We start from the raw sequence: 23,561 nt of genomic DNA, 5'->3' as shown, positions 1-23,561 counted from the left end.
TTTACACCCCGGCAGGCGTTGGCACACCAATTGCTGAGGGTGGAGAAGTCCGTGTGTTTAACAATAAGGAGTATTTGCTTCAGACAGCGTTAACAGCTGACTTTAGTCTTGTACGTGCGGCTCGCGGTGATGTGGATGGCAACCTGATATACAATAAGACGGCACGTAACTTCAATCCCATAATGGCGGCAGCAGGTGGGGTTACGATCGCTGAAGTCGAACAACTGACGGAACGAGCTTCTATGGATCCGGACCACATTCATACACCAGGTATTTATGTTCAAGGTCTGGTTGAAGGGCAGCAGGAAAAACGAATTGAACGGCGCACCGTCAGACAAGGATCTTAAATGTTAGAAGGAGGTTTGAAAGATGGTTAAACAAATGGATAAAGCAGCAATGAGAGAACAAATGGCTAAACGTGCTGAGAGAGAAATAGAAAATGGTTTTTATGTGAATTTGGGGATTGGCATGCCAACGATGGTTGCTAATTTTATAGAGAACGGAAAACAAGTCGTCTTGCAGTCTGAAAATGGCTTACTCGGTATTGGCAAGTCCCCGTTGGAGGAAGAAGTTGATCCGGATTTGATTAACGCCGGTAAAGAAACGGTTACTGCTCAGGAAGGTGCATCATTTTTTGATAATGCGGAATCCTTTGCCATGGTTCGTGGCGGCCATCTTGATCTTGCCATTCTTGGAGGGATGGAAGTATCTGTTTCCGGTGATTTAGCCAATTGGATGATTCCGGGTAAAATGATCAAAGGTATGGGCGGTGCGATGGATATTGTGCATGGGGCTAAAAAAGTCGTCATTATCATGGATCATGTCAATAAGCATGGCGAGCCTAAAATTTTGAACGAATGCAAGCTGCCACTGACGGGCAAAGGCATCGTCAATCGCATCGTTACCGATCGTGCCGTTATTGATGTGGAGGAATCGGGACTGAAACTTTTAGAAGTTGCTGAAGGGTGGACCACGGAGGACGTTGTTTCCGCCACCGAACCGGAACTTCAGATCAGTGACCAGCTGGAAATGGGGACGTATTAAAACGAGAGAACCATTTTGTGAAAATCAGGAGCATTAAAGGCAAGAAAATGAATAGGCAGGAGGAATGATAAGAATGGCAGAAAATAGCGTCGTCTTTATTACAGGGGCAGCGAGCGGAATAGGTTATGAAATTGGTTTGGAATTTGCCAAAAATGGTGCAAACGTAGCTTTGTCAGATATAAATAAAGAAAAAGTGGAGAGTGTGGAAAAACAGTTGAAAGAAGATGGACATCACTGTATTGGCATTACATGTGATGTAACGAAAGAGGATGAGATTCAGCAAGCCATCAATCAAACCGTGGAAACGTTTGGCAGGATTGACGTTTTAATAAATAACGCCGGAATGCAGCATGTTGCATCTGTTGAAGCATTCCCAACAGAAACATTCGAGTCGATTACCAACATCATGCTTGTAGCCCCATTTATGGTCACCAAACATGTCTTTCCCATTATGAAAGATCAAGGGTTTGGACGAATTATTAATATGGCTTCGATAAATGGGTTGATCGGATTTGCTGGAAAAGCAGCCTACAATAGCGCTAAACATGGTGTGATTGGATTAACAAAAGTAACGGCTCTTGAGGGAGCTGACCATGGCATAACTGTCAATGCTATGTGTCCAGGGTATGTTGATACACCGCTTGTCCGCAACCAATTTGAAGATCTGGCTAAAAACCGCAACGTCCCAGTGGAAAAAGTGCTGGAAGAGGTGCTGTATCCGCTGGTTCCACAAAAACGGCTGTTGGAAGTAAAGGAAGTAGCTGATTATACGATGTTTTTGGCAAGTGATCAAGCAAAAGGGGTTACCGGTCAAGCTGTCGTTCTAGATGGTGGGTATACGGCTCAATAAGAATGGAATGGAGGCGAGTTAAATGGACCATGTATATATTTTGGAAGGGGCCAGAACCCCTTTTGGCACGTTTGGTGGCAGTCTGAAAGATGTTGATCCGACAGAACTCAGCGTAACAGTGAGCAAAGAAGCAATCCGGCGCAGCAGTGTTAATGAAGAAGACATTGATTTGACAGTCATGGGCAACGTCATTCATTCATCGCAGAATGCACCTTATATGACAAGACATATGGCACTTCAGGCGGGAATTCCGCTTGCAAGTCCCGCATTGACCGTTAATCGGTTGTGCGGCTCAGGCCTGCAATCAGTCGTATCCGCTGCCCAGTCCATCATGCTGGGAGACGGCGACGTGGCATTGGCAGGTGGCGTGGAAAGCATGAGTCTTGCACCACATGCATTACACGGCAGCCGTTTCGGTACCAAATTGAAAACACCACAGATCGATGACATGCTCTGGGCGGCCCTGACCGATGAATATATCGGTGCTGGTATGGGGGTTACAGCTGAAAATCTAGCTGCGGCGTATTCTATTACGCGTAAGGAACAGGATGAATATGCGGCATTGAGTCATCACCGTGCGGCAGAAGCCAGAAATAACGGAAAATTTGCTGAAGAAATTGTTCCAGTTGAGCGAAAGACAAGAAAGGGAATGGTAACGGTTGATACCGATGATCATATTCGAGAAGATACAACTTCTGATCAATTGAGCAAGTTAAACCCTTCCTTTAAGCAAGACGGGACAGTCACAGGAGGAAATGCCAGTGGCATTAACGATGGTGCGGGGGCAACCATTATTGCAGGTGAAGACTACGTTCAGCGACATGGTCTCAATCCTGCTGCCAAAATCATTTCTTACGGCATTGCAGGGGTGGATCCGTCTATGATGGGCATTGGCCCCGTTCCTGCTATCAAGCAGGCCCTCGCAAAAGCTGGCATGACTATCGACGAAATGGATTTGATTGAAGTGAATGAAGCATTTGCCGCCCAGTATTTATCCGTTGAAAGAGAATTGGGACTTGACCGTGACAAGACCAACGTCAATGGAGGTGCTATTTCGCTTGGTCATCCAATTGGTGCAAGTGGAACGAGGGTATTGTACACATTAATTCGGGAACTGAAGCGACAAAATAAAAGATACGGCATTGCTTCTCTCTGTATAGGGGGAGGACAGGGAATTGCAATGATTGTGGAAACACCTTAAAAATATTAACGGAGGGGTTTTATGTTTGGCATCCTTTTAGGGCTAGTTGTGTTAATGGTTTTGGCTTATTTGGGTTGGTCGATTATTTGGGTAGCACCGATTGCTGCCGGTGTAGTGGCACTCACAGGGGGATTGGATTTACTAAATGCATATACAGATACGTACATGAGTGGGTTTGTGGGTTTTGCCAAAAGTTGGTTCCCTGTTTTTATGTTAGGAGCGGTTTTTGGGAAATTAATGGAAGATACCGGGATGGCAAGATCCGTTGCTGTTGCTTTAACGAAGCTCATTGGAACTAAGCGCGCCATCCTTGGCGTACTCGCGTCTTCTGCAGTGTTGACCTATGGAGGTGTCAGCCTGTTTGTTGTTGTCTTTGCCGTCTATCCATTAGCTTTATCACTTTTTCGTGAGGCTAATATAAGTAGACGGTTAATTCCCGGTACTGTTGCACTTGGGGCATTTACATTTACAATGACAGCCGTTCCAGGATCACCACAGATACAAAATCTTATTCCGACCGATTATTTTAATACAACAGCCATGGCAGCCCCGGTGATGGGAATAGCAGCAACGATAATCATGGCTGTTGGTGGGTATTTCTATATGCGGTATCGTGAGAAACAGTTAACTGCCAATGGTGAGTACTATACGGAACCTCAGGATAAAAGTGTTATAAACATGGAAGGCGATACACCGAACTTTCTTTTGTCTCTTTTGCCATTATTGACAGTCCTTTTGACACTGAACGTATTGGGATGGGACATTGTTGTCGCATTAATGTCGGGTATTGTTCTAATTATGTTGTTGAACCTGCCGAAATTCAAAGGTTTTGTAAAAGCGATTAATGCAGGGGCCAATGGATCTATTGTAGCGATTATTAATACCAGTGCTGCTGTTGGATTCGGTACTGTTGTTCAAGCTGTACCCGGTTTTAATCGATTGACCGAACTATTAATGGGAATTAAAGGTAATCCGCTTATTTCTGAAGCAGTGGCGGTGAATATACTGGCAGGTGCAACTGGATCAGCCTCTGGCGGTATGGGAATAGCGCTGGAGTCATTGGGATCAAAGTATTATGAAATAGCTATGAATACTGGGATAAATCCAGAGGCATTTCACCGAGTCGCTTCCCTTTCATCTGGGGGTTTGGATGTCCTTCCGCATAACGGTGCCGTTCTGACACTGTTTGCGATAACGGGAATGACACACAAAGACAGTTATAGGGATATATTTGTTGTTGGTATCGTCATTCCGGTTATATCCGTCGCTGTTGCCATTCTGATTGCTTCCATGGGAATCTATTAAAGGAGAAATGTTCTTTTAAATTGACAGAATAGGAATAATTTTTTAATATTTAGATTATACCTGTTAAAATGCTGTCGTTGTCTATCGTGCAACCACAGCATTTTTTAATTTCATATGCATTGCATTAAAATCAGAGACAATTCCTGATATAATGGAATGGAATGGAGGTCGAACATGCGCATTAAAGTAACAAGTATATTTGTAGACGATCAGGAGAATGCACTTCAATTTTATACGGATATGCTGGGATTCCAAAAAAAGAAGGATATGTATGTGGGTAATGGTGACATGAAATGGCTCACCGTCGTGTCGCCAGAGGATCCGGATGGGGTCGAATTGCTTTTGGAACCAAATGATAATGAAGCGGCCAAAACGTATCAAAAAGCTATATACGAACAGGGGATTCCTGCCGCTTCGTTTGTAGTCGATGATATTTGGGCTGAATATGAACATATGACGTACTATGATGTGAACTTCACGCTCGAACCAACCAATGCAGGATCAATGACGTTTGCTATTTTTGATGATACGTGCGGAAATTTAATTCAGTTATCACAAGCTAGGTAACGACAGTATTTCGAAGGAGGCGCATGTAGATGCAAGATACCGGGAAACGTATAGAAGCCGTTGAAGAATTGCGAAAGGTTCTGTCAGAGGACCGAGTGACCATGAATGAAACCATGCTGGAGCAGCATAGTTCGGATGAATCGTATCACACCCCTTACTTGCCTGATGTCGTCGTATTTCCGGACAATGCGGATGAAGTGAGTGACGTTATGGAGGTTGCTGCCCGTTTGGATATGCCTGTTGTGCCTTATGGCTATGGTTCCAGTCTGGAAGCCAGTGTCATCCCGCATCAAGGCGGTATTACGATTGACTTTGCCAATATGAACAACATTTTGAAAGTACGGGAAGATGATTTTTTAGTCACCGTTCAGCCGGGTGTTACACGATCACAATTGGATAAAGAATTAAAAAAATACGGTCTGTTTTTCACCGTTGATCCTGGTGCGGATGCGACACTGGGCGGTATGGCTGCAACGAACGCGAGTGGAACAACATCGGTTAAATATGGCATTATGCGTGATCAGGTGCGCGATATGGAGGTTGTTCTAGCAGATGGATCGACCATACATACCGGCAGCATGGCAGCAAAGTCATCATCCGGCTATAATTTGAATGGGCTCTTCGTCGGTTCGGAAGGAACATTGGGCTGTTTTACGGAATTGACTCTCAAAGTTACCGGTATTCCCGAGCATATTATGGCGGCAAGGGCAGAATTTACCTCTGTTGATGATGCTGTGGAAGCGGTTATTGCTATCATGCAGGCGGGTATATCCATTGCAAGGGTGGAATTAGTGGACGAAGAAGCCATCCGGCAGATGAACCTTTACAGTGATACCAGTTATCAGGAAGTGCCAACCTTGTTTCTCGAACTGCATGGCAATGAAGCAGGATTGCAGCATGACACTCAGTTCATGGAAGAGTTGGTTGTGGATATGAATTGCCGCCAAGTGGAATTTGAAACGGATACAGCTGGCCGCAATAAGCTATGGGAGGCTCGTCACCATGCAGCCTATGCGTTTATTCACAATCATCCAGGCAGGCAACAAATGGTCACCGATGTCTGTGTGCCGATATCCGAGCTCGCCGGTGCGATCAAGGATGCACGGGGAGCCATTCAAGCATCAGGTTTGTCCGGGGGGATTGTCGGGCATGTCGGTGATGGAAATTACCATATCCTTCTTATGCTTAATCCGTCAGACCCCTATGAAATGGAAAAGGCTGATCAAGTGAACGAACAGATCGTTAACTACGCTCTCGAGCGGGGTGGAACATGCACTGGAGAACATGGCGTTGGTACGGGAAAGCAAAAGTATCAACAGCGCGAACATGGCGGTGCTCTGCAAGTTATGCGGAAAATCAAGCGCGCCCTTGATCCGGACGATTTGTTGAACCCTGGCAAGATCATCGAATAGTTGCCGGAAAGCAGAATAATGGGGCATAAGCCAATTTGTATCCAATTTCCACCACCCTTTGTTAAACTGACATATAGATGGTAAACCAATAAAGTGGGGTTGATACGCAATGAATTCGTTGTTATCTAATCATGCATGGTATGAGCTGATAAGTCCGGTTACGTTGATAATGGCAGTGCTATTATGTTATTGGTATTTCCATGCCATTATTAAGAAGCCACATTACGGTTTGACAAACACGCAGAAGACGTACTTTTTCACGTCAGTCAGTTTATTTTTTCTTGTGGAAGGAACACCTTTGGATGTGATCGCGGACGATTACTTGCTCAGTGCGCTTGTGCTTCAGGTGTCGGTTATGGCCTTTGTTGTGGTTCCATTGTTTATTCTGAGTTTACCGGCGCAGTATTTGTCCGTCTTTTTTTGGCGCCACAAACGTACCAAGTTTGCCAAAAAGCTATTTGCCTACCCGTGGATATTAGCGCTTATCTTTAATGGTCTTGTTACGATGTTTCTCATTCCTTCGTTCTTTGACGCCATTCATGCGAGTTCATTGCTTCAATTTTTATATGAGGTTGTTTTAGTTACATTTGCTTTCCTTACCTGGTGGATTATTATACAGCCATATGACGAAGTGGCTGACAACAGCTATTTTAAGCGGCTTGCGTATGTATTTTTTACCGCTTTATTTTTGATGCCGATCGGTATTTTTTTACTGGCAGTACAACAAACGCTATATACCTCTTATATGGATGTATCAGGTGATTTGATACCGGTATTGAATGTTGTTTATGATCAGCAGTTGGCCGGAGCGTTGCTTAAAATTCTTCAGTTATCCAGTTATTCCATTGCTTTGTTTTATTTGTTGAAAATGTGGGGCATTAGTGATAGTGAGCAAGAAGAACAGGACGATGATAAACGTGTTGTCCAAGGGATTGTCATTCAATTGAATGAACGCAACAGGAAAAACAAGGGGCGAAAAAGGTAATATCCGAAGAACATTCAGCGACTGGATTTGCGGAAACCAATCGAATATTAATGTGTTGAAGAGACACAAAAGAGGGACACATCAGCTTAAGCGCTGATGTGTCCCTCTTGCGTTAACATATTATAACGGAATAGATCCTCATCATAGTTATCATGGTTGTGTTGATTCAGGTTGTCAAAAAGGTTTAATAGCGTGTCCAGCTGTTGGCTACAAATGATTGTATGTTGATCTGTGAGACCATACGTTACGCCCAGCTTAATCATTTCTTCTTTTTTATTGGTAATAGCCATTTTTAGTATTTCCATGATACACCAGTCTTCCCTTCCAATATAAATGATATAGGTCATTTGTCATTTCTAACAAAATCGCACAAAAACTATTCTCTCCATTTTTATTAAACAATGCAACCATTTCGTCAAAAACAGTCAAAATATCTTACAGCTCGACAAAGCTTTTCTTAATTCCCCAAATCAGTAGATAAGGTGATAGAAGACTATGACTTAATAATAGTGCCTGACTGCGTTTCAAGCCCTATAGACAATGGCGATAAAGACATAGAAATAGTCAAGTAGTCCATTCCATTAAAAAAGACTGCCTGACGTTGCAGACAGCCTTTTTATTGGGTATCATTTAGTTTGAAAGAACGTCATCAACCGATTGATAATTATAGCCGAGATCACGTGCAACAGCTTCATAAGTAACGTTACCATTAAGTATGTTCACGCCGGACTTCATGGCAGGGTTGCTTGTGATAGCTTGTTCTACACCTTTATTAGCAACCTGCAGGGCGTAAGGGATCGTTACATTCGTCAACCCGATCGTCGCTGTACGTGGAACGGCGCCAGGTATGTTGGCAACGGCATAGTGCAGGACACCATGTTTCTCGTAGATTGGATCATCATGCGTTGTAATATGATCAACAGTTTCAAAGTTTCCGCCCTGGTCAATGGCAACGTCAACCATTACAGAACCGGGTTGCATGGCTTTGACCATATCCTCTGATACAAGTTTTGGAGCTTTGGCACCTGGAATCAGGACAGCGCCAACGACAAGGTCTGAATCTTTAACGGATGCTGCAATATTGGCCGGGTTGGACATAAGTGTCTGCACATTTCCGCCAAAGATGTCTTCAAGTTCGCGCAGACGGTTCGGATCCAAATCAACGATGGTAACGTCCGCACCAAGCCCCACTGCAATTTTCGCTGCGTTCATGCCAACGATGCCACCGCCAATAATGGTGACTTTTCCACGGTTGACCCCTGGAATGCCACTAAGCAGTACACCTTTACCTCCCTTGGCTTTTTCAAGATATTGCGCGCCGAGTTGGGATGCCATTCGGCCGGCTACTTCACTCATTGGGGATAACAGTGGCAATGCCTTATTGACAGTAATGGTTTCATAAGCAAGAGCTGTCACGCCATTTTCCGCCAGAGCTTTTGCCAGCTCAGGCTCTGCTGCTAGGTGAAGGAACGTAAATAGGATTAAATCTTCACGGAAATAGCGATACTCGGATGGGAGCGGCTCCTTCACTTTAAGAACCATATCCGCCTTTTCCCATACGTGCGAAGCGCTTTCAGATACTTCAGCCCCGGCTGCTTTGTATTCATCATCGGTAAAGCTGCTTCCGACACCGGCATTCGCTTCAACCAGCACTGTATGTCCAGCATTCACCAAGTTGTCCACCCCTGCTGGTGTGATCGCAACACGGTTTTCATTATTCTTAATTTCTTTGGGTACACTGATAATCATGTTAAAACTCCCCCTTATCAATACAATTTGTCTTATTCATTATAACTCTTTTATAGGAATTTTTCATTAGTAGAAAAACAAAAAAAGGATGAGGATGTTTGTTAAAAATCACAAATGCCCCTTATCAATGGATTCTATCAATATATCAAGATATATCGTCATTTTTTGATTAGGATTCTTTAAATTGATTTCCCCAATGGTACCGATGCGTTTCAATCGGTAATTCAATGTGTTGGTATGAACGTGCATTCGTTTCGCCGCGTTGTAAACATTGCCATCACAAGCCAGATAAGCATGCAAGGTTGCCACTAAGTCCGAGCCATTTTTCTTGTCATAGTCCTTAAGTCGTTCCAACGCATCATTTTGGTAGTTGTCACGGTTCCGAATGGCCCGAAGTTCATATAGAAACTGGTAAACACCAAGTTCATAATAACCATGAACATCATGTAATGTAGAAGGAAAGTGCTCTTTCAGTTCAAGAACATTTACAGCTTGTCTGTAACTGTCTTTCATCGATTCAGGTGTGGTATAGACCTGACCGAAACCCCCTTTCACATGATGGATGTTCAAGCGCTCGTGCATTTTTTTGGTAAAGTTCTGCACGAATGTTTTCAATGCTTCTCGTGCGTGTGTTTCTAGGCTGAGGAGAATAATCAACTGGTTTTGATCAAATAGTCGACAAACAGTATACGGCTGTTGAAATGTTTCTGTTAGATAGAAAGCATGTTTTTCGATGGTTTGGGATATGTCGGAATCAAATTCAATAATGGCGATGGCATGATAATTTCCGAATTTCAGTCCGAATCGGCTGGCTTGACGTTGAATTTCCGCACTCTGCTGTATGTGACCGGATAAGAGCTGACGGAAGAAATTCTGATAACTTTCTTCAGTTTTTTTATTTTTGAGGTGATGCTGGTGAAGTTGGTTTTTAACAAGTTTCGCTGCATCTTTCATAAGTGATAGTTTGTCATCGGTGATCGTGGCCTCATTAATTTGTGCCCATATAAACCCAAGCACTTCACGATGTTTATGTACAGAGATAGCGATGCGATTCCCAAGCCCCACTTTATCAATTTTTGGTACAATCACCGGTTCGCTACTTTCGAACAGACGTGTCATGACACCGCTTTCCCATAGGCCATTAATAACATTTTCCGGTACGCTTCGTCGTATAATCGTAGCCACCCGTGCATCATCGACATTTTCCTCATGTTTGCTATAGGAAATAATCCGATGATTAACGTCCTCGATGGTGACAGGGCATCCCAGAATGTCAGCAATGCGGTCGGCCAGCCCTTCCGGCGAATCGAATGTATCATAGAAATGGTTTTGATGATCGATTGAATGGCTCATGAGTAGGTCTCCTTTATCTGTGGAGGCTATCCTATATTATCATGCTTGTGATTAAGAAGAAATGTCCTGTTATGAATGATTATTGCACGAAGGGTCGATTGGATAACATTAACTGAAACAGGGGTCATTATATTTCATGAAGCTATCCATACGTGTGAAAGGCGTGTCACGCTAAAATGCGCGGCTATTATCGTTTGACAAAAAGGGGCGCATGTTTGTGTCCGGCTGATATGTTTAAAATGAATTCCATTCCTCAAGAACATCGCCAATTTGACGTCCGTGAATGACCTGGTCTGCAAATTTATCCAGTTCGGTCGGTTCACGATTGACAATGACGAGTCTTGCACCATTGTCTTTGGCGATGAGTGGGAATTGATTGGCCGGTGTTACACTCAATGACGACCCCAGTGCGATAAATAATTCTGCTTTTTCGGCTTCAGCGAGTGCCATTTGAAAATCCTGTTGTGGCAATGTTTCCCCGAACAGCACGATGGAAGGACGTAATATTCCTCCACAGTGGCAATAGTAGTCACGGTCAATGTATTCATGACTGTTATATTTTTCTCCGCACGATTGACAATGCAGTTTTTGCAAAGTTCCGTGCAGTTCAGCCACCAGCCTATTGCCGGCTTCTTGGTGAAAGCCATCGACATTTTGTGTAATAATGGACTGGATAATCCCGCGTTGCTCCCAATCAGCTAAGACATGATGTCCTTTGTGGGGTTGGTACTCTTTAACATGTTGAACACGAGTTTGGTAAAAATCAATGAATGCATCAATATTATTATTTAAGGCTTCTGTACTGGCAATTTGGCTCGGATCTTGTTTAGTCCACAGACCATGGCCTGTCGATCGGAAATCCGGGAGACCGCTTTCCGTAGACATGCCTGCACCAGTAAATATCACCGTGTAATTTGATTCCTTCAGCCAATCATGAATCATGAATCTACCTCCATATATAGACATTGCATTAAATGTATCACGTTCCAGGATATTCATAAAGTTTGACGATTTCAGGTTCGACTTCAGCATTTTTATCACAACTCTGACGTTTCACAAAATACATGTAACGTTTTTCGCTTCACACCGTCTGTAGTTGTAAAATGGGGGGTCAATCATGGAAAAAAAGCTTGTCATATGTATGGTTATGACTATTAGTGTGCTAATAGTCGGATGCAGCAATCAGCCGGGTGAAAGTGGTTCGACTGACCAAGCCGATCAGTCGACGGAAGAAGCCATAGAAAACAATGAATCGTTTACAGCTGCCGATGACAGCGTTACTGATAACGAGAGAGAAAACAGTGGTAATAAAGATAACAATGCTTCCTCACCGTCTGATAAGGCTGCCGACACGGATCGAAAAGTCATTTATAAAGCCGATCTGCATATCGAGGTGACCAATTATGAAGAGATGACTGCTGATATTCGAAAGCAGGTGAATGACCGGGGCGGCTACATCGTTGAATCAAGCATGCACGATAATTCCACCGATGGTTCTGTCAACGGGCAAATCAAGGCACGTATTCCGCAGAAGCATTTCCGGGAATTTGTTCAGCTTGTCGAGGATGGCGGTAAAAAAGTAGTGAACAGTTCGATTTCAGGACAGGACGTAACCGAGGAGTACGTGGATCTGGAGTCGCGTTTGGAATCCAAAAAGGTTGTGGAAAAACGGCTGCTTTCATTTATGGAAGATGCTGAGAAAACAGAAGATTTGTTGAATGTTTCAGAAGATCTTGCAAACGTCCAGGAGGAGATCGAGCAAATTACGGGACGGATGAAGTATTTACAGAATAAAGTTGATCTTGCCACCGTCACCATTCAAATGGAGGAAACGAATGTAACGTTAACGAGTGACAAGGATCTGAATACGTGGGAAAAAACAAAACAGCAGCTTATGAAAAGCGTTAATTTTCTTCTCTCAGCGTTCTCAGGGCTGTTTGTCTTCGTTGTTGGCAATCTTCCAGTATTGATTTTATTAGGGGCCATTGGTGTGGTTGTCTTTTGGATTATCAGAAAGCGAAGTAGGAGCAGGCGGGAAGAGTAAGATTGGTAGTGGACTGGGGCAATTTTGTAACAGTAAATTGTCCCGTAACTTTAGACCTTGAACATGAATAAGGGACCGCAATGGTTGGTGTTTTGCAGTAAACGTTGTTGATTTATTAAATATTGACTATTCCCAAAAGGCTTAATTGATCCATTTTCATTCGTGAAAGGTTTGCGTTATACTGATTGTCATGTCGTTTATTTTAATGTGGATACATGAAGGAGTATGAAAATGGTTCAATTTGTATCAAGAGGATTGCGGTTATCGATTTTTTTGTACGCTCTCTTACATTTCATCAATTATTTCTTTAATATTGAAAGTATTGCCTATATACATGCCGTCATTGGTTTTGTCATGTTAATTTTGTCCGCAGTGAATTTAACGTTAAATCGTTTTAAATTGCCCCTCTTTCTTATAACGGCTGGGGTTATCACCTTAGTGGTAACCGGTGGATTAAGTGCAGAACATATTAAAAACGGTTTGCTTCAAATGAGCGATATTATTGGTTTGCTCGCGATTGTTCCATTGATTGGCTGGGTGTTGCGCCAAGAGGCTTATATCAATGAAATGATCGGCCTCGCGCATAAGCTGCTTGATTCCAGCCGGAAGTTTTATTTCGTCATGATTTCATTCACCCATATTCTTTCGTACTTTTTACTATTCGGCGTTATTTCGCTAATGTATCAATTTGTAAGCAATATCCTGCAACATCAGCGAGGTGAAGCTTGGGAATATTTTAAAGGTACAGCACTTCTGCGCGGGTTTGCTTTATCAACGATATGGACCATCAGCATACCAAGCTTTGCCTTTGCGGTGGAAGCGTTAAATGCATCGTTATGGCAGTCTATTCTACAAGGTTTTTTTGTGGCGGTGGCTGGGATCGTAATGGCTGTCTTGTTTTCCCGTTTTGAAGAAAAAAGTTACGGAATTGATTTCACCTCCGAGATTAAAAAAGAAATTAGTTCGGTCCTTGAGCAATCATCTGATAAAAAAGACCAGTTACGCACTACAGGAGAATTTATTTTTCTCTTTATCACGTTATTTGGATCTATTTTTCTATTATATGAGATTCTTGCGGTAAAACTGATGCTGCTTATTCCGTTTGTAATTATTGTCTGGTCCGTTATATATTTTTTGGTCAAGCGAAAAATGAAACATATGGTTGCTGAAATGAAGAATTATTATGCGAATGGATTATCATCTCAAGCCTATCAGTTCAGTGTGTTGATATCGGCAGGCATTGTTATATTGGCCGTGAACCAGAGTGGAATCGGCAAGGCTGTTGTTAACCGTATTTACTCGCTTCAGGAAGTTCTGCCGTTTTTCAATATGTTGTATTTCCTTCCATTTATCGTTATCATTCTTGGCTTTATCGGACTCGGGCCGCTGACGGTTATGGTTCTGGTAGCAGGTATTCTAGAAAGCATTTCACTGCCGTATCCACCGGAGTTGATAGTGCTGGCAGTCACATCGGGAAGCGCCATATCGATTTTAGTGTCGCCATTAATTATGCCGGTCATTATTTTAAGTGGAACCAATGGATTAAGTCCATTTAAAAATGGTCTGGCGTTTAACTACAAATTTGCGATTGCTTTTTATATCCTTGTGCAATGCTATATTCAATGGATGGTGAGCTGAGGACAAGATGTCGTGAAAAAGATCATTCACTTGCCATACCCAGTATTAATGAACACGCTGACCTCATTTTATTCAGTGATAAATGTTGAGGTCAGCATCCAGATCAAACATAATACCTGCCCGGCCGGCTTTCATTAACTAATTGTTCATGGCCATACGACTGAGGGGGCTGTTTTCCGGGATAATATCCTGCAGCTCATAAACAGAAATCGGGAACGTTGGAATTCCGAATACATGTGGCGTGAACTCCAAAGGTTGGAAATAAATGACGAGCGTTTTGTCAGCTATATAAAACGATTGTTGTGGACTGATTCCGGTAAAGTTATGAATTGTGGGAATGTCACGTTCGGCTATCTGTTTCTGAATTATTGCTGAGATGCGTTGAGTATAGTTGCTCCTTGGTTTGAACAAATCACTGAGCCGGCATTCATTTCCGTTCATCAAATCAAATGTTAAGGAATTCATGTACGTCATGCCGTTTGCCGCCATATAAGGTATGGCATAGTTGGACAGGGTTAAGCTCAATACATTCCGCTGATTATTTTTCATCTCAAACCCGCCGACCATTTCCGCAATATTCCCTGACATATCGTTGGTTTGCATATCGATGAGTTGTTGCGTATTCCGTACAATTGATTGGTTAATAAAAGCTTGCAAGGACTGATTAGCCATATTGTAGACTTGTGGGTAAACCACATGCTTCCCGGGTCCGTCCTTGATCTCATATGGTTTGATGGGAACTGGTAGGGACATAGGCATATTCCCTTCCTCCTTTTTCGTGTTCTGAGCCCATTATATTCCGGAAAAGCAAATATGTGCTGCTGCCCCCTTTTATGGCACCGGATGAAAGTTCCGCTTTTTCAATGTAGTTTTTCATGGTATGCTATATTATGGTTGTTACATGTTAGGCATCATTATATAAAAATCAATCGCATGGATTAAGCTTTTTGATTATAAAATAAAAATCGATCCAAAAAGGAGTATGACGACGTTGCAGATAGGTATTGATAAGATAGGACTTTATGCCCCTCATTTATATGTCGATATGAATAAACTGGCTGTCCGACGTAATGTTGACCCTGAAAAATTTACGATTGGCATTGGCCAGGAAAAAATGGCAGTGGCCCCCATCACACAAGATGCTGTCACAATGGCGGTCAATGCAGCGCTCGAAATCGTCGATGATAAGGATAAGGAAGCGATCGATTTCGTTATTTTGGCAACAGAATCAGGTATTGACCATTCCAAGGCCGGAGCTATTTATGTCCACCACTTGCTTGGGCTCCATGAGCACGCTCGGTCCGTTGAATTGAAACAAGCTTGTTACGGTGCAACGGCGGCGATTCAGATGGCAAAAGGACATATAGCTTTGCATCCTGACAGCAAAGTGCTGGTGATCGGTTCGGATATTGCGCGTTATGGATTAGCCACAGCAGGGGAAGCGACCCAAGGTGCAGGTGCTGTTGCTATGCTTATCGGTGCTGATCCGGATATTTTGGCGCTGGAAGAGAACAGTGCGTTTAAAACCGATGAAGTGATGGATTTCTGGCGGCCGATTCACTCGGACAAGGCCCTGGTGGATGGCAAACTTTCCAACGAACAGTATATCGCTTTCTTCACTAACGTATGGGAACAGTATAAAGCGCAGTCGGGTTTGGGACTGGCTGATTTCGCAGCCATCACGTTTCATCTTCCGTATACAAAAATGGGCAAAAAAGCGTTAAAAGCAGTGATGGATGAGGGAACGGATGACGACGCGGAACGACTGATGACCAATTATCAAATTAGTGCCGAATACAATCGGATGGTCGGTAATATTTACACCGGTTCCCTGTACTTAAACGTGCTTTCGTTGTTGGAAAACAAGGAAGATTTGCAGCCCGGGACACGTATCGGTTTGTACAGCTATGGTTCCGGCGCAGTTGGGGAATTTTTTGCCGGTATCCTGCAACCAAATTACCGCAAACAGTTGCCAGTGAAACAACACAGTCAATCGCTTACTTCCCGGACAAAAATTAGTGTGGATGATTATGAGGCGATTTTTGAAGAAACGTTGCCAACGGATGGCTCCGAGGTAACACTGGATGTATCCGCTGATCCAGCAGAGGTGTGTTTGGCAGGCGTGAAAGATGATATGCGCCAATATGTTCGCAAATAAGTATCAGTAGGATAAGAACGTGTGTAACGAAAATGAAAAAGGCTGCTCGTCAACGTTGAGCAGCCTTTTTCATTTTTGGTTGTTGTTTTCTTCGTCGTTGCCGGCACCATCGCCGACCGTGATCGATTGTTTCGGCATGGAGTGCGTCCCATGAGCCGTGGTGTGGGCGAACATTTCATAAACGCCATCTTGATCCAGAGTCACGTCGGCCGTATAGGTTCCATCGCCATTGTTAGTCGATTCAACCATCGTGCTGTCATCCTTGTTTCCCTTTTTCCAGTATTCGAACTCCATTTCATCTGCATCCGTTACTTTTTTATCGCCATAGGTCACAGTCGCTTTTAACTGGACGGTTTTGTTTGCTTTAGTGGATTCCGGAACATCAAAGTTGACCTTTAGTTCCTTCAGTTCTTCTTCTTCATTTTCCGATGCATGCTCTGTGGAATTATCCTTACTGTTGTTGAGAACGATCTTTAAGTCGTCAATGATTTTTGGTATTTCCTCCGAATCGGTGCCGTCATAATATTTGATGACCTTTCCCTCGGGATTAACTAAATAGAACCGGGTGCCATGTGTAACCTGATCGGTCCCTTCTGGTGGCTTTTTTACAAGTGAATTAAACGACTTGATGGAAAACTCCTTAATCGTTTGAAAGTCGTACCCGGTTAAAAATGTCCAATTGCTAAAGTCAACTTGGAATTGGTTGGCAAACTCTTTCAGTGCTTCCGGTGTGTCATTCTTAGGTTCAACACTGAAGGAAACGAGCTGGGCATTCAGATCTTCTTCTTTCATTTTTTGCTGCAGTTCGGCCATGTTCATGGTCATGGGTGGGCAGACAGTGGTGCAGTTGGTAAAGACAAAATCCGCTATCCACCATTTTCCTTCTAAATCCTTGTTAGATAGTGTTTCATTGTTCTGTGTGGTAAAAGAAAAATCGCTCACTTCTTCTGATATATTTGTCTCAATTTCTTCCCTGCACGCAACAAGAAAAAGCGTAAGCAACAGTACCGGAATTTTGAATCGCTTCATCGTTTTTATCCCTTCCTTAACAACCCGGATGATATGTTAACACCAAAAACGGCGAGATGGCTTGCTTAATTCATACAATTCTACATTAATGATAACATATCAGGCGTGTGGATACGCGTGGATAGTATGACCTTTGTGTGAACAGAAATGGAATGGCTTATAAAAAGGGGGCTGGTGTATATCGGTACCGAGTCATAGAACCTGCTCGGTACCAACATTGGTGGGTGAAGCGTTAAGATTAAACGACTTTTTTCGTGTCTATATAAAACCTGCCAAAATAATCGTTTGTTTCACTCGCAACAACTTTATATAATAGCAAAATGCCAATAAGGTTAGGAATCATCATCAATGCGTTTGCCATGTCGGCAAATGCCCAGACGGTTGTCAGTTTAGCAATGGTTCCAACGAACGTGGCACCAACATAAATCAGGCGATAAATTCCCATATAGTTTAAGCCAAACAAATATTCAAAGCATTTGGATCCATATACATACCAGCCTAAAATAGTCGAGAATCCGAAGAAAACGACGGAGACCGACACCATGTATTCTCCGATGGCGCCTAATGACGAACCGAATGCTGCGCTTGTCAGGGCACCAGCATCAAGGCTTGCATCGTGTGTGACACCTGATAGCATTCCTCCCGTCGTATCCCAAAACCCAGTAACGATTAACACCAGACCTGTCATCGTACAAACGATTATCGTTACGATAAATGTGCCAATCATGGCTACTAAAGCTTGTTTGACCGGGTGGCTTGTCTTGGCATTTCCGGCAATTAATGCAACAGTACCCAGGCCGGCTTCGTTTGAAAAAATCCCTTTGGAAACACCGCTTTTGATAGCTTCGGAGATGACGATCCCGGAAAATCCACCAACTGCTGAAATGGGGTGGAATGCGTACGTAAATATCAAGTCAAATGCCGGAAGAATGCTATCATAATTTAATACCAGAATAATCAGTGCCGCAAAGATATAAAAAACAGCCATAATTGGTACAAATATTCCGGCTACGGAACTAATCCGCTGCAGCCCTCCGAAAATAATTAAAGACGTCAGAATAACAAGAATAATGCCTGTCGTTAATCCGCCTACACTAAAACTATTTTGCATTACATCGGCAATCGTATTGGATTGGACACTATTCCCGATACCAAGCGCCGCAAACGCCCCGAAAAAGGCAAATGCGATGGCCAGTGGTTTCCATTTACTTCCTATACCATGTTCAATATAATACATAGGACCGCTGGAATATTCGCCGTCTGCATTTTTAACACGATATTTCATTGCAAGTAATGCCTCGGAATATTTGGTTGCCATTCCAACCAGTCCGACGATCCACATCCAGAAGATGGCTCCTGGTCCTCCCAGTGTCACAGCTGTTGCAACACCTGCAATATTACCATTCCCCACCATACCGGCAAGGGAGGTCATCAAGGCTTTAAAGTTGCTGACATCCCCTTCCGTGCTGTCATCTTCTTTGTCCTTTGAAAAAGCTAGTTTGAAAGCATAAGGCAATTGCCTGAATTGTAATCCCTTAAGAATGAGCGTTAAAAATAAGCCTGTGCCAACTAATAGAATTAAACTCGGTGTTCCCCAGAGAATGTCATTAATAGTATGAAGAATGTTCAGCATATTTATCCTCCTGAAGTAAAATATCATGATGGTCATCAATGACAAGCAATATGGCCTGCCGGAAACCCCTTATTTATTGATGAGGATGCGTTTTCAAACAAGTAAAAAATAATACTTGCAAGCTTATAACACAACTATTAATACTAATAGATTTTTGCCATAATGTACACACATTTTTCCTGCTTATAACGTAACCAACTATGATTCAAACAATTATTTGAATTATACGTATTGACATTGTGTTTGCGGTAGCATACACTACAAATAAATATTCAAACAAATATTAGACTGAAGGTGATCATGTGAGTGAAAAGGTTTTGACGACGACAAATACAGATACATGTGACACGTTTTGTTACGATGAAGCGTTGGTTCAAAGAGTTCAGCCGGAAATGGGCAATGTTGATGGCGTGGAGTTGATCTTTAAGGCTTTATCAGATGCAACACGAATGAAGATCGCTTATGCCTTGACGTTGGAAAAAGAATTGTGTGTTTGCGATGTAGCCAATATTATCGGCTCAACGACGGCAACAGCGTCGCATCATTTACGGTTGTTGCGCAATATGAAATTAGCCACATACCGCAAAGAGGGAAAGCTCGTTTTTTATGCTTTAGCTGATGATCACGTCCAACAACTGGTATCCATTGCTTTGCTTCATGCAAATGAAGGCTAACATAATGTTCATTGTGTAACAGGAGGGATAGACATGCGACAAACAGATAATGCAGCACCATCAGGTTGTTGCGCCAGTGATCCGGATTCAACCAGTGAAGCCGATTCCTGCTGTTCGGCGAAGGAGACGGACGACGGAGAGCGGAAATCGCTTGGAACTGACAAACAAAACATGGTGGAATACGCCATTCACGGGATGGATTGTCCGTCCTGTGCAGCCACTATTGAAAAAGGTTTACGAAAAACGAGCGGTATTCAATCGGTGCAAGTCAGTTACGGAACGGGAAAAATGGCAGTAGGTGTAGAGGATGCTACCATTGATAAACAGATTCCTGGGCGAGTACAAAAATTAGGGTTTAAAGCGGAACCTCTGCATGCAACGCAAAGCACAGAAACCTATCAAATTGACGGTATGGATTGCGGATCCTGTGCCGTGACGATTGAAAAACACTTAATTAAAAATCCAAGTGTGCACGACGTGAGCGTCAATTTTTCGACTGGAAAAATGCACTTGGACCACACAACCAATCCAAAAGACATCGTCAAGGAAGTACAAAAAGCAGGGTTTAACGCATCGTTGGACACTCGTGAACAACAATCCGAACCATCATCGGACAGAAAAAAGAACGTGTTTTCCACGACGAGCCTGTCCGGCGTTTTCCTGGGTTTTGGTTTTATTGGATCATTCACACCTATCAGCCCGGATATAATGACAGCATTATATGCCATGGCCATTCTTATCGGAGGGGCTAAACCGGTAAAAAGTGGTTTTTATGCCATTAAAAGCGGCTCTCTGGATATGAATGTACTTATGGCCTCAGCAGCGATTGGAGCGGCTTTTATAGGCGAATGGCTGGAAGGTGCTATGGTTGTATGGCTTTTTGCATTAGGAAATACCCTGCAAAACAAGTCGGTTGAGCGGACACGGAATTCCATAAGAGATTTGATGAACCTTGCTCCGTCTGAAGCGACTGTTAAATCAGGAGAACAACTTGTCCGCAAAGCTGTGGAGGACGTAGCGGTTGATGATGTCATCGTTGTTAAACCAAGTGAAAAGATACCATTGGACGGGGAAATTGTGTCTGGATCATCCAGTATTAATCAAGCACCGATCACCGGAGAATCTCTACCAGTTGATAAACAGCAAGACGATATGGTTTACGCCGGTACGTTTAATGAAAATGGATCGCTGGAAATTCGAGTGACAAAATTGGTGGATGATACGACGATCGCCAATATTATCCATATGGTGGAAGAAGCCCAGGAACAGAAGGCTCCAACCGAAGCATTCATAGACCGATTTGCCAATGTCTACACGCCGATTGTTTTTGCTTTGGCTATTTCTGTTATGGTATTTCCGCCACTATTCGGGGTTGGTGCTTGGGGCGATTGGCTTTATAAAGGTCTTGCATTATTAGTGGTAGCATGCCCATGTGCCCTCGTCATTTCCACACCAGTGTCGATTGTATCAGCTATTGGGAATGCAGCTAAAAATGGCGTTTTAATTAAAGGCGGAACGTTTTTAGAAAAGGCCGCGTCTATAAAGGCCATGGTTTTTGATAAGACTGGTACTTTAACAGAAGGAAAACCCAAAGTGACAAACGTCATCAGTAATATGAACGATAGAAATGACCTTATTGCGATAGCACGGACCATTGAAGCGCATTCCACTCATCCGATTGCTCAAGCTATAACGACGTACGCAGACGAACGTGCCATTGGTATGAAGGAAGGGGGAGCGTTTAAAACGATCACTGGTAAAGGCGCTCAAGCCACCATTGATGGGATGGAGTATTTTGCGGGAAATCCTGCGCTATTTCACGATATGAACGGGTTGCCTCAGGAAATGGAAAAACAAATTGATGCATTACAAGAGAACGGAAATACACTTGTCATCATTGGCACCCGCTTCGACATTCTTGGAATCATTGCCGTTGCGGATACTGTTCGCTCGATTACGGTTAAGGCGATTCAGACGCTTAGGAGGACAGGAATGAAGGAGATGGTCATGCTGACAGGAGATAATGATGGTACAGCGAAAAAGATCGCCGACGAAACGAGTGTCAACCGGTACTTTGCTGACTTATTACCAGAGGACAAAGTGACGGCCATTAAGAAACTGCAAGGTGAGGGCCAACGTGTCGCTATGATTGGCGATGGGATGAATGATGCACCCGCGCTTGCCACGGCTGATCTAGGAATTGCCATGGGCGGTGCGGGAACGGATACAGCCATGGAGACCGCTGATATTGTACTCATGGCGGATAACCTGGAAAAACTTCCGCATACGATTCGTTTGAGCCGCAAAGCCCGTAACATCATTAAGCAGAATGTGTGGTTCTCTTTATTGACTAAAGTAGCAGCACTTGTTCTCATATTCCCAGGTATCTTAACGTTATGGATGGCTGTTTTAAGTGATACAGGTGCAGCATTGCTCGTCATTTTAAACAGCATGCGGTTGTTAAAGCAAACATAACGAAGCCGTTCTTTGGTACTTTATAATAAAATCACCTCAACTATTTCCCTATATAGTTGAGGTGAATGGTTATGAGGAGCAAATGAGCTATTGTCATTATCACTAAGTTAATCGATGCCTGACAGTATCGCTATTACTTAAAGCTTCAAATGTAGTAAGCGTTCATTCTTTTAAGACATCGGTTACTTATTTTTCTCTGCTTTAATATTTCTTTCCATTTTTGATTTTTCCACACGATAATGCATCATCACGTGTCTTGCTTTTTCTAACTTCTTTTGACTCACCTTTATATATACCGGGCTTTCTTTGTATCCGAATCGATAAAAATTTTCCCAGTTATATGGAATTTGCAGCCTAACCGGGATGTTATAATTTTTTAGAAGCCAATAATAGTCGTTCGCCTCACTCAAACTTGATTCAGTGCCACTGTAAACGGTCTCGTATCTATTGGTATCGCTGAATAAAATTATCAGAGTTAAGACAGATGTGATTAATATTATCTCAAACATGGCAGATCCCTCTTTACATATGATGTGGAATTGAAATCAGTAGCGCCATAAGAACGTCAACGTATTAAATACAGCTTTTATACTCCTACAACAAAGTATAATCAACTGGTCAGGTTGCTAAAACCTGTTAGGAATATTTATACGGACATATCTGCATTCAGTGTGTCCATCTGTTCAGTTATAACGACACCATTTCTTGCCTTCTCCCCTTCTCTAATGATATTCCATAGTCTGCACCCCCATTTTCTGCTATCATAGGCCTAGATTCTGTTAATGAAGGATGGGCGACATGGGACAATTAACACAGCATGAACTGGAATCCCACCTGTGGGAATCAGCGAATATATTGCGGGGGAGCATTGACTCGTCCGATGACAAGAATTACATTTACACTGATGGAATTGAAAGAAGTACATTATAAACATGTTGCGTATTGATAATAAAAGCAAGTCTAAGGAGTTAAAGGTAATATGCCCGGAACAAGAAGAGACCATATAAAAATAGGACAAAACGTGCGTATTGTACAAAAACAGGATCAGCGCTCCGGTAAATTGACGGAAGGAATCGTATCAAAAATACTAACCAATTCTGCGTCCCATCCACATGGGATTAAGGTTATGCTGGAGAACGGCACTGTGGGAAGAGTGAAAGAAATATTGAATTAAACACGGCTGTCGATTGCTCTTGCCTTGTGTGGTTAGTCGCTCAGTTTCTTCAAGTGGTGTTACACCAAGACTTTGCACAATGAGCGAAATGAATACAGCTGCAAAAGACAGAGATAAGATTATTTGCGGAATGAGAAACACGGACATTGGTGATAAGCAATCCAGTAATGGTATTCCACATTTGTCATAGAAAAGTTGCAATGATTAGCAGGGTTTGGACAATTTTTGTGTTATAGTGCAACTAGGAAGGAAATGGCTTCCTGAATTCGC

23 protein-coding genes are annotated in these 23,561 nt (G+C 42.9%); 15 read left to right on the top strand and 8 right to left on the bottom strand.

Going from position 1 to position 23,561, the window contains the following annotated elements; all coding sequences use genetic code 11:
- The 8 genes from ABDZ72_RS08245 to ABDZ72_RS08210 form a co-directional block, all read left to right on the top strand.
- A partial coding sequence (locus tag ABDZ72_RS08245; RefSeq protein ID WP_343752338.1) for a CoA transferase subunit A occupies positions 1-347 on the top strand: 347 nt, incomplete at its 5' end.
- Positions 348-369: 22 nt separating this feature from the next.
- Positions 370-1,044 carry a 3-oxoacid CoA-transferase subunit B gene (locus ABDZ72_RS08240; RefSeq protein WP_343752337.1) on the top strand — a complete coding sequence of 225 codons (675 nt, stop codon included), beginning with the start codon at positions 370-372 and terminating at the stop codon, positions 1,042-1,044.
- A gap of 73 nt (positions 1,045-1,117) precedes the next feature.
- Complete coding sequence (locus ABDZ72_RS08235) at positions 1,118-1,894, top strand: 3-hydroxybutyrate dehydrogenase (RefSeq protein ID WP_343752336.1); 777 nt, start codon at positions 1,118-1,120, stop codon at positions 1,892-1,894.
- Between the two features lie 22 nt (positions 1,895-1,916).
- Positions 1,917-3,095: a thiolase family protein gene (locus ABDZ72_RS08230; RefSeq protein ID WP_343752335.1), complete on the top strand. Its 1,179-nt coding sequence runs from the start codon at positions 1,917-1,919 to the stop codon at positions 3,093-3,095.
- A 21-nt stretch (positions 3,096-3,116) separates the two neighbouring features.
- On the top strand, positions 3,117-4,400 hold the full coding sequence (locus ABDZ72_RS08225; protein ID WP_343752334.1) for a GntP family permease: 1,284 nt from the start codon (positions 3,117-3,119) through the stop codon (positions 4,398-4,400).
- Between the two features lie 174 nt (positions 4,401-4,574).
- The gene (locus tag ABDZ72_RS08220; RefSeq protein WP_343752333.1) at positions 4,575-4,967 is read left to right on the top strand and encodes a VOC family protein; all 393 of its coding nucleotides are present in this window, start codon (positions 4,575-4,577) and stop codon (positions 4,965-4,967) included.
- Between the two features lie 29 nt (positions 4,968-4,996).
- Positions 4,997-6,379 (top strand): FAD-binding oxidoreductase, encoded by a 1,383-nt coding sequence (locus ABDZ72_RS08215; RefSeq protein ID WP_343752332.1) that lies wholly within the window; start codon positions 4,997-4,999, stop codon positions 6,377-6,379.
- Between the two features lie 109 nt (positions 6,380-6,488).
- Positions 6,489-7,364 carry a cytochrome c oxidase assembly protein gene (locus tag ABDZ72_RS08210; protein WP_343752331.1) on the top strand — a complete coding sequence of 292 codons (876 nt, stop codon included), beginning with the start codon at positions 6,489-6,491 and terminating at the stop codon, positions 7,362-7,364.
- Between the two features lie 86 nt (positions 7,365-7,450).
- Here ABDZ72_RS08210 and ABDZ72_RS08205 read toward each other — a convergent pair whose 3' ends face one another.
- The 4 genes from ABDZ72_RS08205 to ABDZ72_RS08190 all read right to left on the bottom strand — a co-directional run bounded on the left by ABDZ72_RS08205 (position 7,451) and on the right by ABDZ72_RS08190 (position 11,408).
- Positions 7,451-7,669 carry a Spo0E family sporulation regulatory protein-aspartic acid phosphatase gene (locus ABDZ72_RS08205; protein ID WP_425542363.1) on the bottom strand — a complete coding sequence of 73 codons (219 nt, stop codon included), beginning with the start codon at positions 7,667-7,669 and terminating at the stop codon, positions 7,451-7,453.
- A gap of 325 nt (positions 7,670-7,994) precedes the next feature.
- Positions 7,995-9,113: an alanine dehydrogenase gene (gene ald, locus ABDZ72_RS08200; RefSeq protein WP_343752330.1), complete on the bottom strand. Its 1,119-nt coding sequence runs from the start codon at positions 9,111-9,113 to the stop codon at positions 7,995-7,997.
- A 108-nt stretch (positions 9,114-9,221) separates the two neighbouring features.
- A complete protein-coding gene (locus ABDZ72_RS08195; protein WP_343752329.1) occupies positions 9,222-10,466 on the bottom strand; it encodes a PucR family transcriptional regulator in 1,245 nt (414 codons plus the stop codon).
- A gap of 234 nt (positions 10,467-10,700) precedes the next feature.
- Positions 10,701-11,408, bottom strand: coding sequence for an NAD-dependent deacylase (locus ABDZ72_RS08190; RefSeq protein WP_343752328.1), 708 nt, complete (start codon positions 11,406-11,408; stop codon positions 10,701-10,703).
- A 175-nt stretch (positions 11,409-11,583) separates the two neighbouring features.
- On the opposite strand from ABDZ72_RS08190, the gene ABDZ72_RS08185 reads away from it, so the two are divergent.
- Positions 11,584-12,510, top strand: coding sequence for a DUF4349 domain-containing protein (locus ABDZ72_RS08185; protein WP_343752327.1), 927 nt, complete (start codon positions 11,584-11,586; stop codon positions 12,508-12,510).
- Between the two features lie 231 nt (positions 12,511-12,741).
- Positions 12,742-14,148, top strand: a complete 1,407-nt coding sequence (locus ABDZ72_RS08180; RefSeq protein WP_343752326.1) for a hypothetical protein — start codon at positions 12,742-12,744, stop codon at positions 14,146-14,148.
- Between the two features lie 138 nt (positions 14,149-14,286).
- On the opposite strand, the gene ABDZ72_RS08175 is transcribed toward ABDZ72_RS08180, so the two are convergent.
- A complete protein-coding gene (locus tag ABDZ72_RS08175) occupies positions 14,287-14,907 on the bottom strand; it encodes a DUF3298 and DUF4163 domain-containing protein (RefSeq protein WP_343752325.1) in 621 nt (206 codons plus the stop codon).
- Between the two features lie 232 nt (positions 14,908-15,139).
- Between ABDZ72_RS08175 and ABDZ72_RS08170 the strand changes: the two genes are divergently transcribed.
- Positions 15,140-16,306, top strand: coding sequence for a hydroxymethylglutaryl-CoA synthase (locus ABDZ72_RS08170; protein WP_343752403.1), 1,167 nt, complete (start codon positions 15,140-15,142; stop codon positions 16,304-16,306).
- Positions 16,307-16,375: 69 nt separating this feature from the next.
- On the opposite strand, the gene ABDZ72_RS08165 is transcribed toward ABDZ72_RS08170, so the two are convergent.
- Complete coding sequence (locus tag ABDZ72_RS08165; protein WP_343752324.1) at positions 16,376-17,335, bottom strand: SCO family protein; 960 nt, start codon at positions 17,333-17,335, stop codon at positions 16,376-16,378.
- A gap of 238 nt (positions 17,336-17,573) precedes the next feature.
- Entirely contained in the window at positions 17,574-18,968 is a 1,395-nt protein-coding gene (locus ABDZ72_RS08160; RefSeq protein ID WP_343752323.1) for an alanine/glycine:cation symporter family protein, read from the bottom strand.
- Positions 18,969-19,270: 302 nt separating this feature from the next.
- Between ABDZ72_RS08160 and ABDZ72_RS08155 the strand changes: the two genes are divergently transcribed.
- Both ABDZ72_RS08155 and ABDZ72_RS08150 read left to right on the top strand, forming a co-directional pair.
- The gene (locus ABDZ72_RS08155) at positions 19,271-19,642 is read left to right on the top strand and encodes an ArsR/SmtB family transcription factor (RefSeq protein WP_343752322.1); all 372 of its coding nucleotides are present in this window, start codon (positions 19,271-19,273) and stop codon (positions 19,640-19,642) included.
- Between the two features lie 33 nt (positions 19,643-19,675).
- A complete protein-coding gene (locus tag ABDZ72_RS08150) occupies positions 19,676-22,117 on the top strand; it encodes a heavy metal translocating P-type ATPase (RefSeq protein ID WP_343752321.1) in 2,442 nt (813 codons plus the stop codon).
- A gap of 182 nt (positions 22,118-22,299) precedes the next feature.
- Here the strand turns inward: ABDZ72_RS08150 and ABDZ72_RS08145 are convergent, their stop codons facing one another.
- Positions 22,300-22,626 carry a hypothetical protein gene (locus ABDZ72_RS08145; protein ID WP_343752320.1) on the bottom strand — a complete coding sequence of 109 codons (327 nt, stop codon included), beginning with the start codon at positions 22,624-22,626 and terminating at the stop codon, positions 22,300-22,302.
- Between the two features lie 289 nt (positions 22,627-22,915).
- Here ABDZ72_RS08145 and ABDZ72_RS08140 point away from each other — a divergent pair, with 289 nt between their 5' ends.
- Both ABDZ72_RS08140 and ABDZ72_RS08135 read left to right on the top strand, forming a co-directional pair.
- Positions 22,916-23,047 carry a hypothetical protein gene (locus tag ABDZ72_RS08140; RefSeq protein ID WP_343752406.1) on the top strand — a complete coding sequence of 44 codons (132 nt, stop codon included), beginning with the start codon at positions 22,916-22,918 and terminating at the stop codon, positions 23,045-23,047.
- 49 nt (positions 23,048-23,096) lie between these two features.
- Positions 23,097-23,291 carry a YwbE family protein gene (locus tag ABDZ72_RS08135; RefSeq protein WP_343752319.1) on the top strand — a complete coding sequence of 65 codons (195 nt, stop codon included), beginning with the start codon at positions 23,097-23,099 and terminating at the stop codon, positions 23,289-23,291.
- Positions 23,292-23,561 lie beyond the last annotated feature (270 nt).

The sequence above is a fragment of the Lentibacillus halophilus genome (assembly GCF_039522485.1).
In the GTDB taxonomy this organism is placed as follows: Bacteria; Bacillota; Bacilli; order Bacillales; family Amphibacillaceae; genus Lentibacillus; species Lentibacillus halophilus.
The sequence above is the reverse complement of the archived record's forward strand: the minus strand, read 5'-3'. Positions and strand labels throughout refer to the sequence as shown.

What these genes read in the sequence shown, in the direction of transcription:
- ABDZ72_RS08240 (WP_343752337.1), top strand. Translation starts at nt 370, where the DNA reads ATGGTTAAACAAATGGATAAAGCAGCAATGAGAGAACAAATGGCTAAA.
- ABDZ72_RS08235 (WP_343752336.1), top strand. Translation starts at nt 1,118, where the DNA reads ATGGCAGAAAATAGCGTCGTCTTTATTACAGGGGCAGCGAGCGGAATA.
- ABDZ72_RS08230 (WP_343752335.1), top strand. Translation starts at nt 1,917, where the DNA reads ATGGACCATGTATATATTTTGGAAGGGGCCAGAACCCCTTTTGGCACG.
- ABDZ72_RS08225 (WP_343752334.1), top strand. Translation starts at nt 3,117, where the DNA reads ATGTTTGGCATCCTTTTAGGGCTAGTTGTGTTAATGGTTTTGGCTTAT.
- ABDZ72_RS08220 (WP_343752333.1), top strand. Translation starts at nt 4,575, where the DNA reads ATGCGCATTAAAGTAACAAGTATATTTGTAGACGATCAGGAGAATGCA.
- ABDZ72_RS08215 (WP_343752332.1), top strand. Translation starts at nt 4,997, where the DNA reads ATGCAAGATACCGGGAAACGTATAGAAGCCGTTGAAGAATTGCGAAAG.
- ABDZ72_RS08210 (WP_343752331.1), top strand. Translation starts at nt 6,489, where the DNA reads ATGAATTCGTTGTTATCTAATCATGCATGGTATGAGCTGATAAGTCCG.
- ABDZ72_RS08205 (WP_425542363.1), bottom strand. Translation starts at nt 7,669, where the DNA reads ATGGAAATACTAAAAATGGCTATTACCAATAAAAAAGAAGAAATGATT.
- ald (WP_343752330.1), bottom strand. Translation starts at nt 9,113, where the DNA reads ATGATTATCAGTGTACCCAAAGAAATTAAGAATAATGAAAACCGTGTT.
- ABDZ72_RS08195 (WP_343752329.1), bottom strand. Translation starts at nt 10,466, where the DNA reads ATGAGCCATTCAATCGATCATCAAAACCATTTCTATGATACATTCGAT.
- ABDZ72_RS08190 (WP_343752328.1), bottom strand. Translation starts at nt 11,408, where the DNA reads ATGATTCATGATTGGCTGAAGGAATCAAATTACACGGTGATATTTACT.
- ABDZ72_RS08185 (WP_343752327.1), top strand. Translation starts at nt 11,584, where the DNA reads ATGGAAAAAAAGCTTGTCATATGTATGGTTATGACTATTAGTGTGCTA.
- ABDZ72_RS08180 (WP_343752326.1), top strand. Translation starts at nt 12,742, where the DNA reads ATGGTTCAATTTGTATCAAGAGGATTGCGGTTATCGATTTTTTTGTAC.
- ABDZ72_RS08175 (WP_343752325.1), bottom strand. Translation starts at nt 14,907, where the DNA reads ATGCCTATGTCCCTACCAGTTCCCATCAAACCATATGAGATCAAGGAC.
- ABDZ72_RS08165 (WP_343752324.1), bottom strand. Translation starts at nt 17,335, where the DNA reads ATGAAGCGATTCAAAATTCCGGTACTGTTGCTTACGCTTTTTCTTGTT.
- ABDZ72_RS08160 (WP_343752323.1), bottom strand. Translation starts at nt 18,968, where the DNA reads ATGCTGAACATTCTTCATACTATTAATGACATTCTCTGGGGAACACCG.
- ABDZ72_RS08150 (WP_343752321.1), top strand. Translation starts at nt 19,676, where the DNA reads ATGCGACAAACAGATAATGCAGCACCATCAGGTTGTTGCGCCAGTGAT.
- ABDZ72_RS08145 (WP_343752320.1), bottom strand. Translation starts at nt 22,626, where the DNA reads ATGTTTGAGATAATATTAATCACATCTGTCTTAACTCTGATAATTTTA.
- ABDZ72_RS08140 (WP_343752406.1), top strand. Translation starts at nt 22,916, where the DNA reads ATGGGACAATTAACACAGCATGAACTGGAATCCCACCTGTGGGAATCA.
- ABDZ72_RS08135 (WP_343752319.1), top strand. Translation starts at nt 23,097, where the DNA reads ATGCCCGGAACAAGAAGAGACCATATAAAAATAGGACAAAACGTGCGT.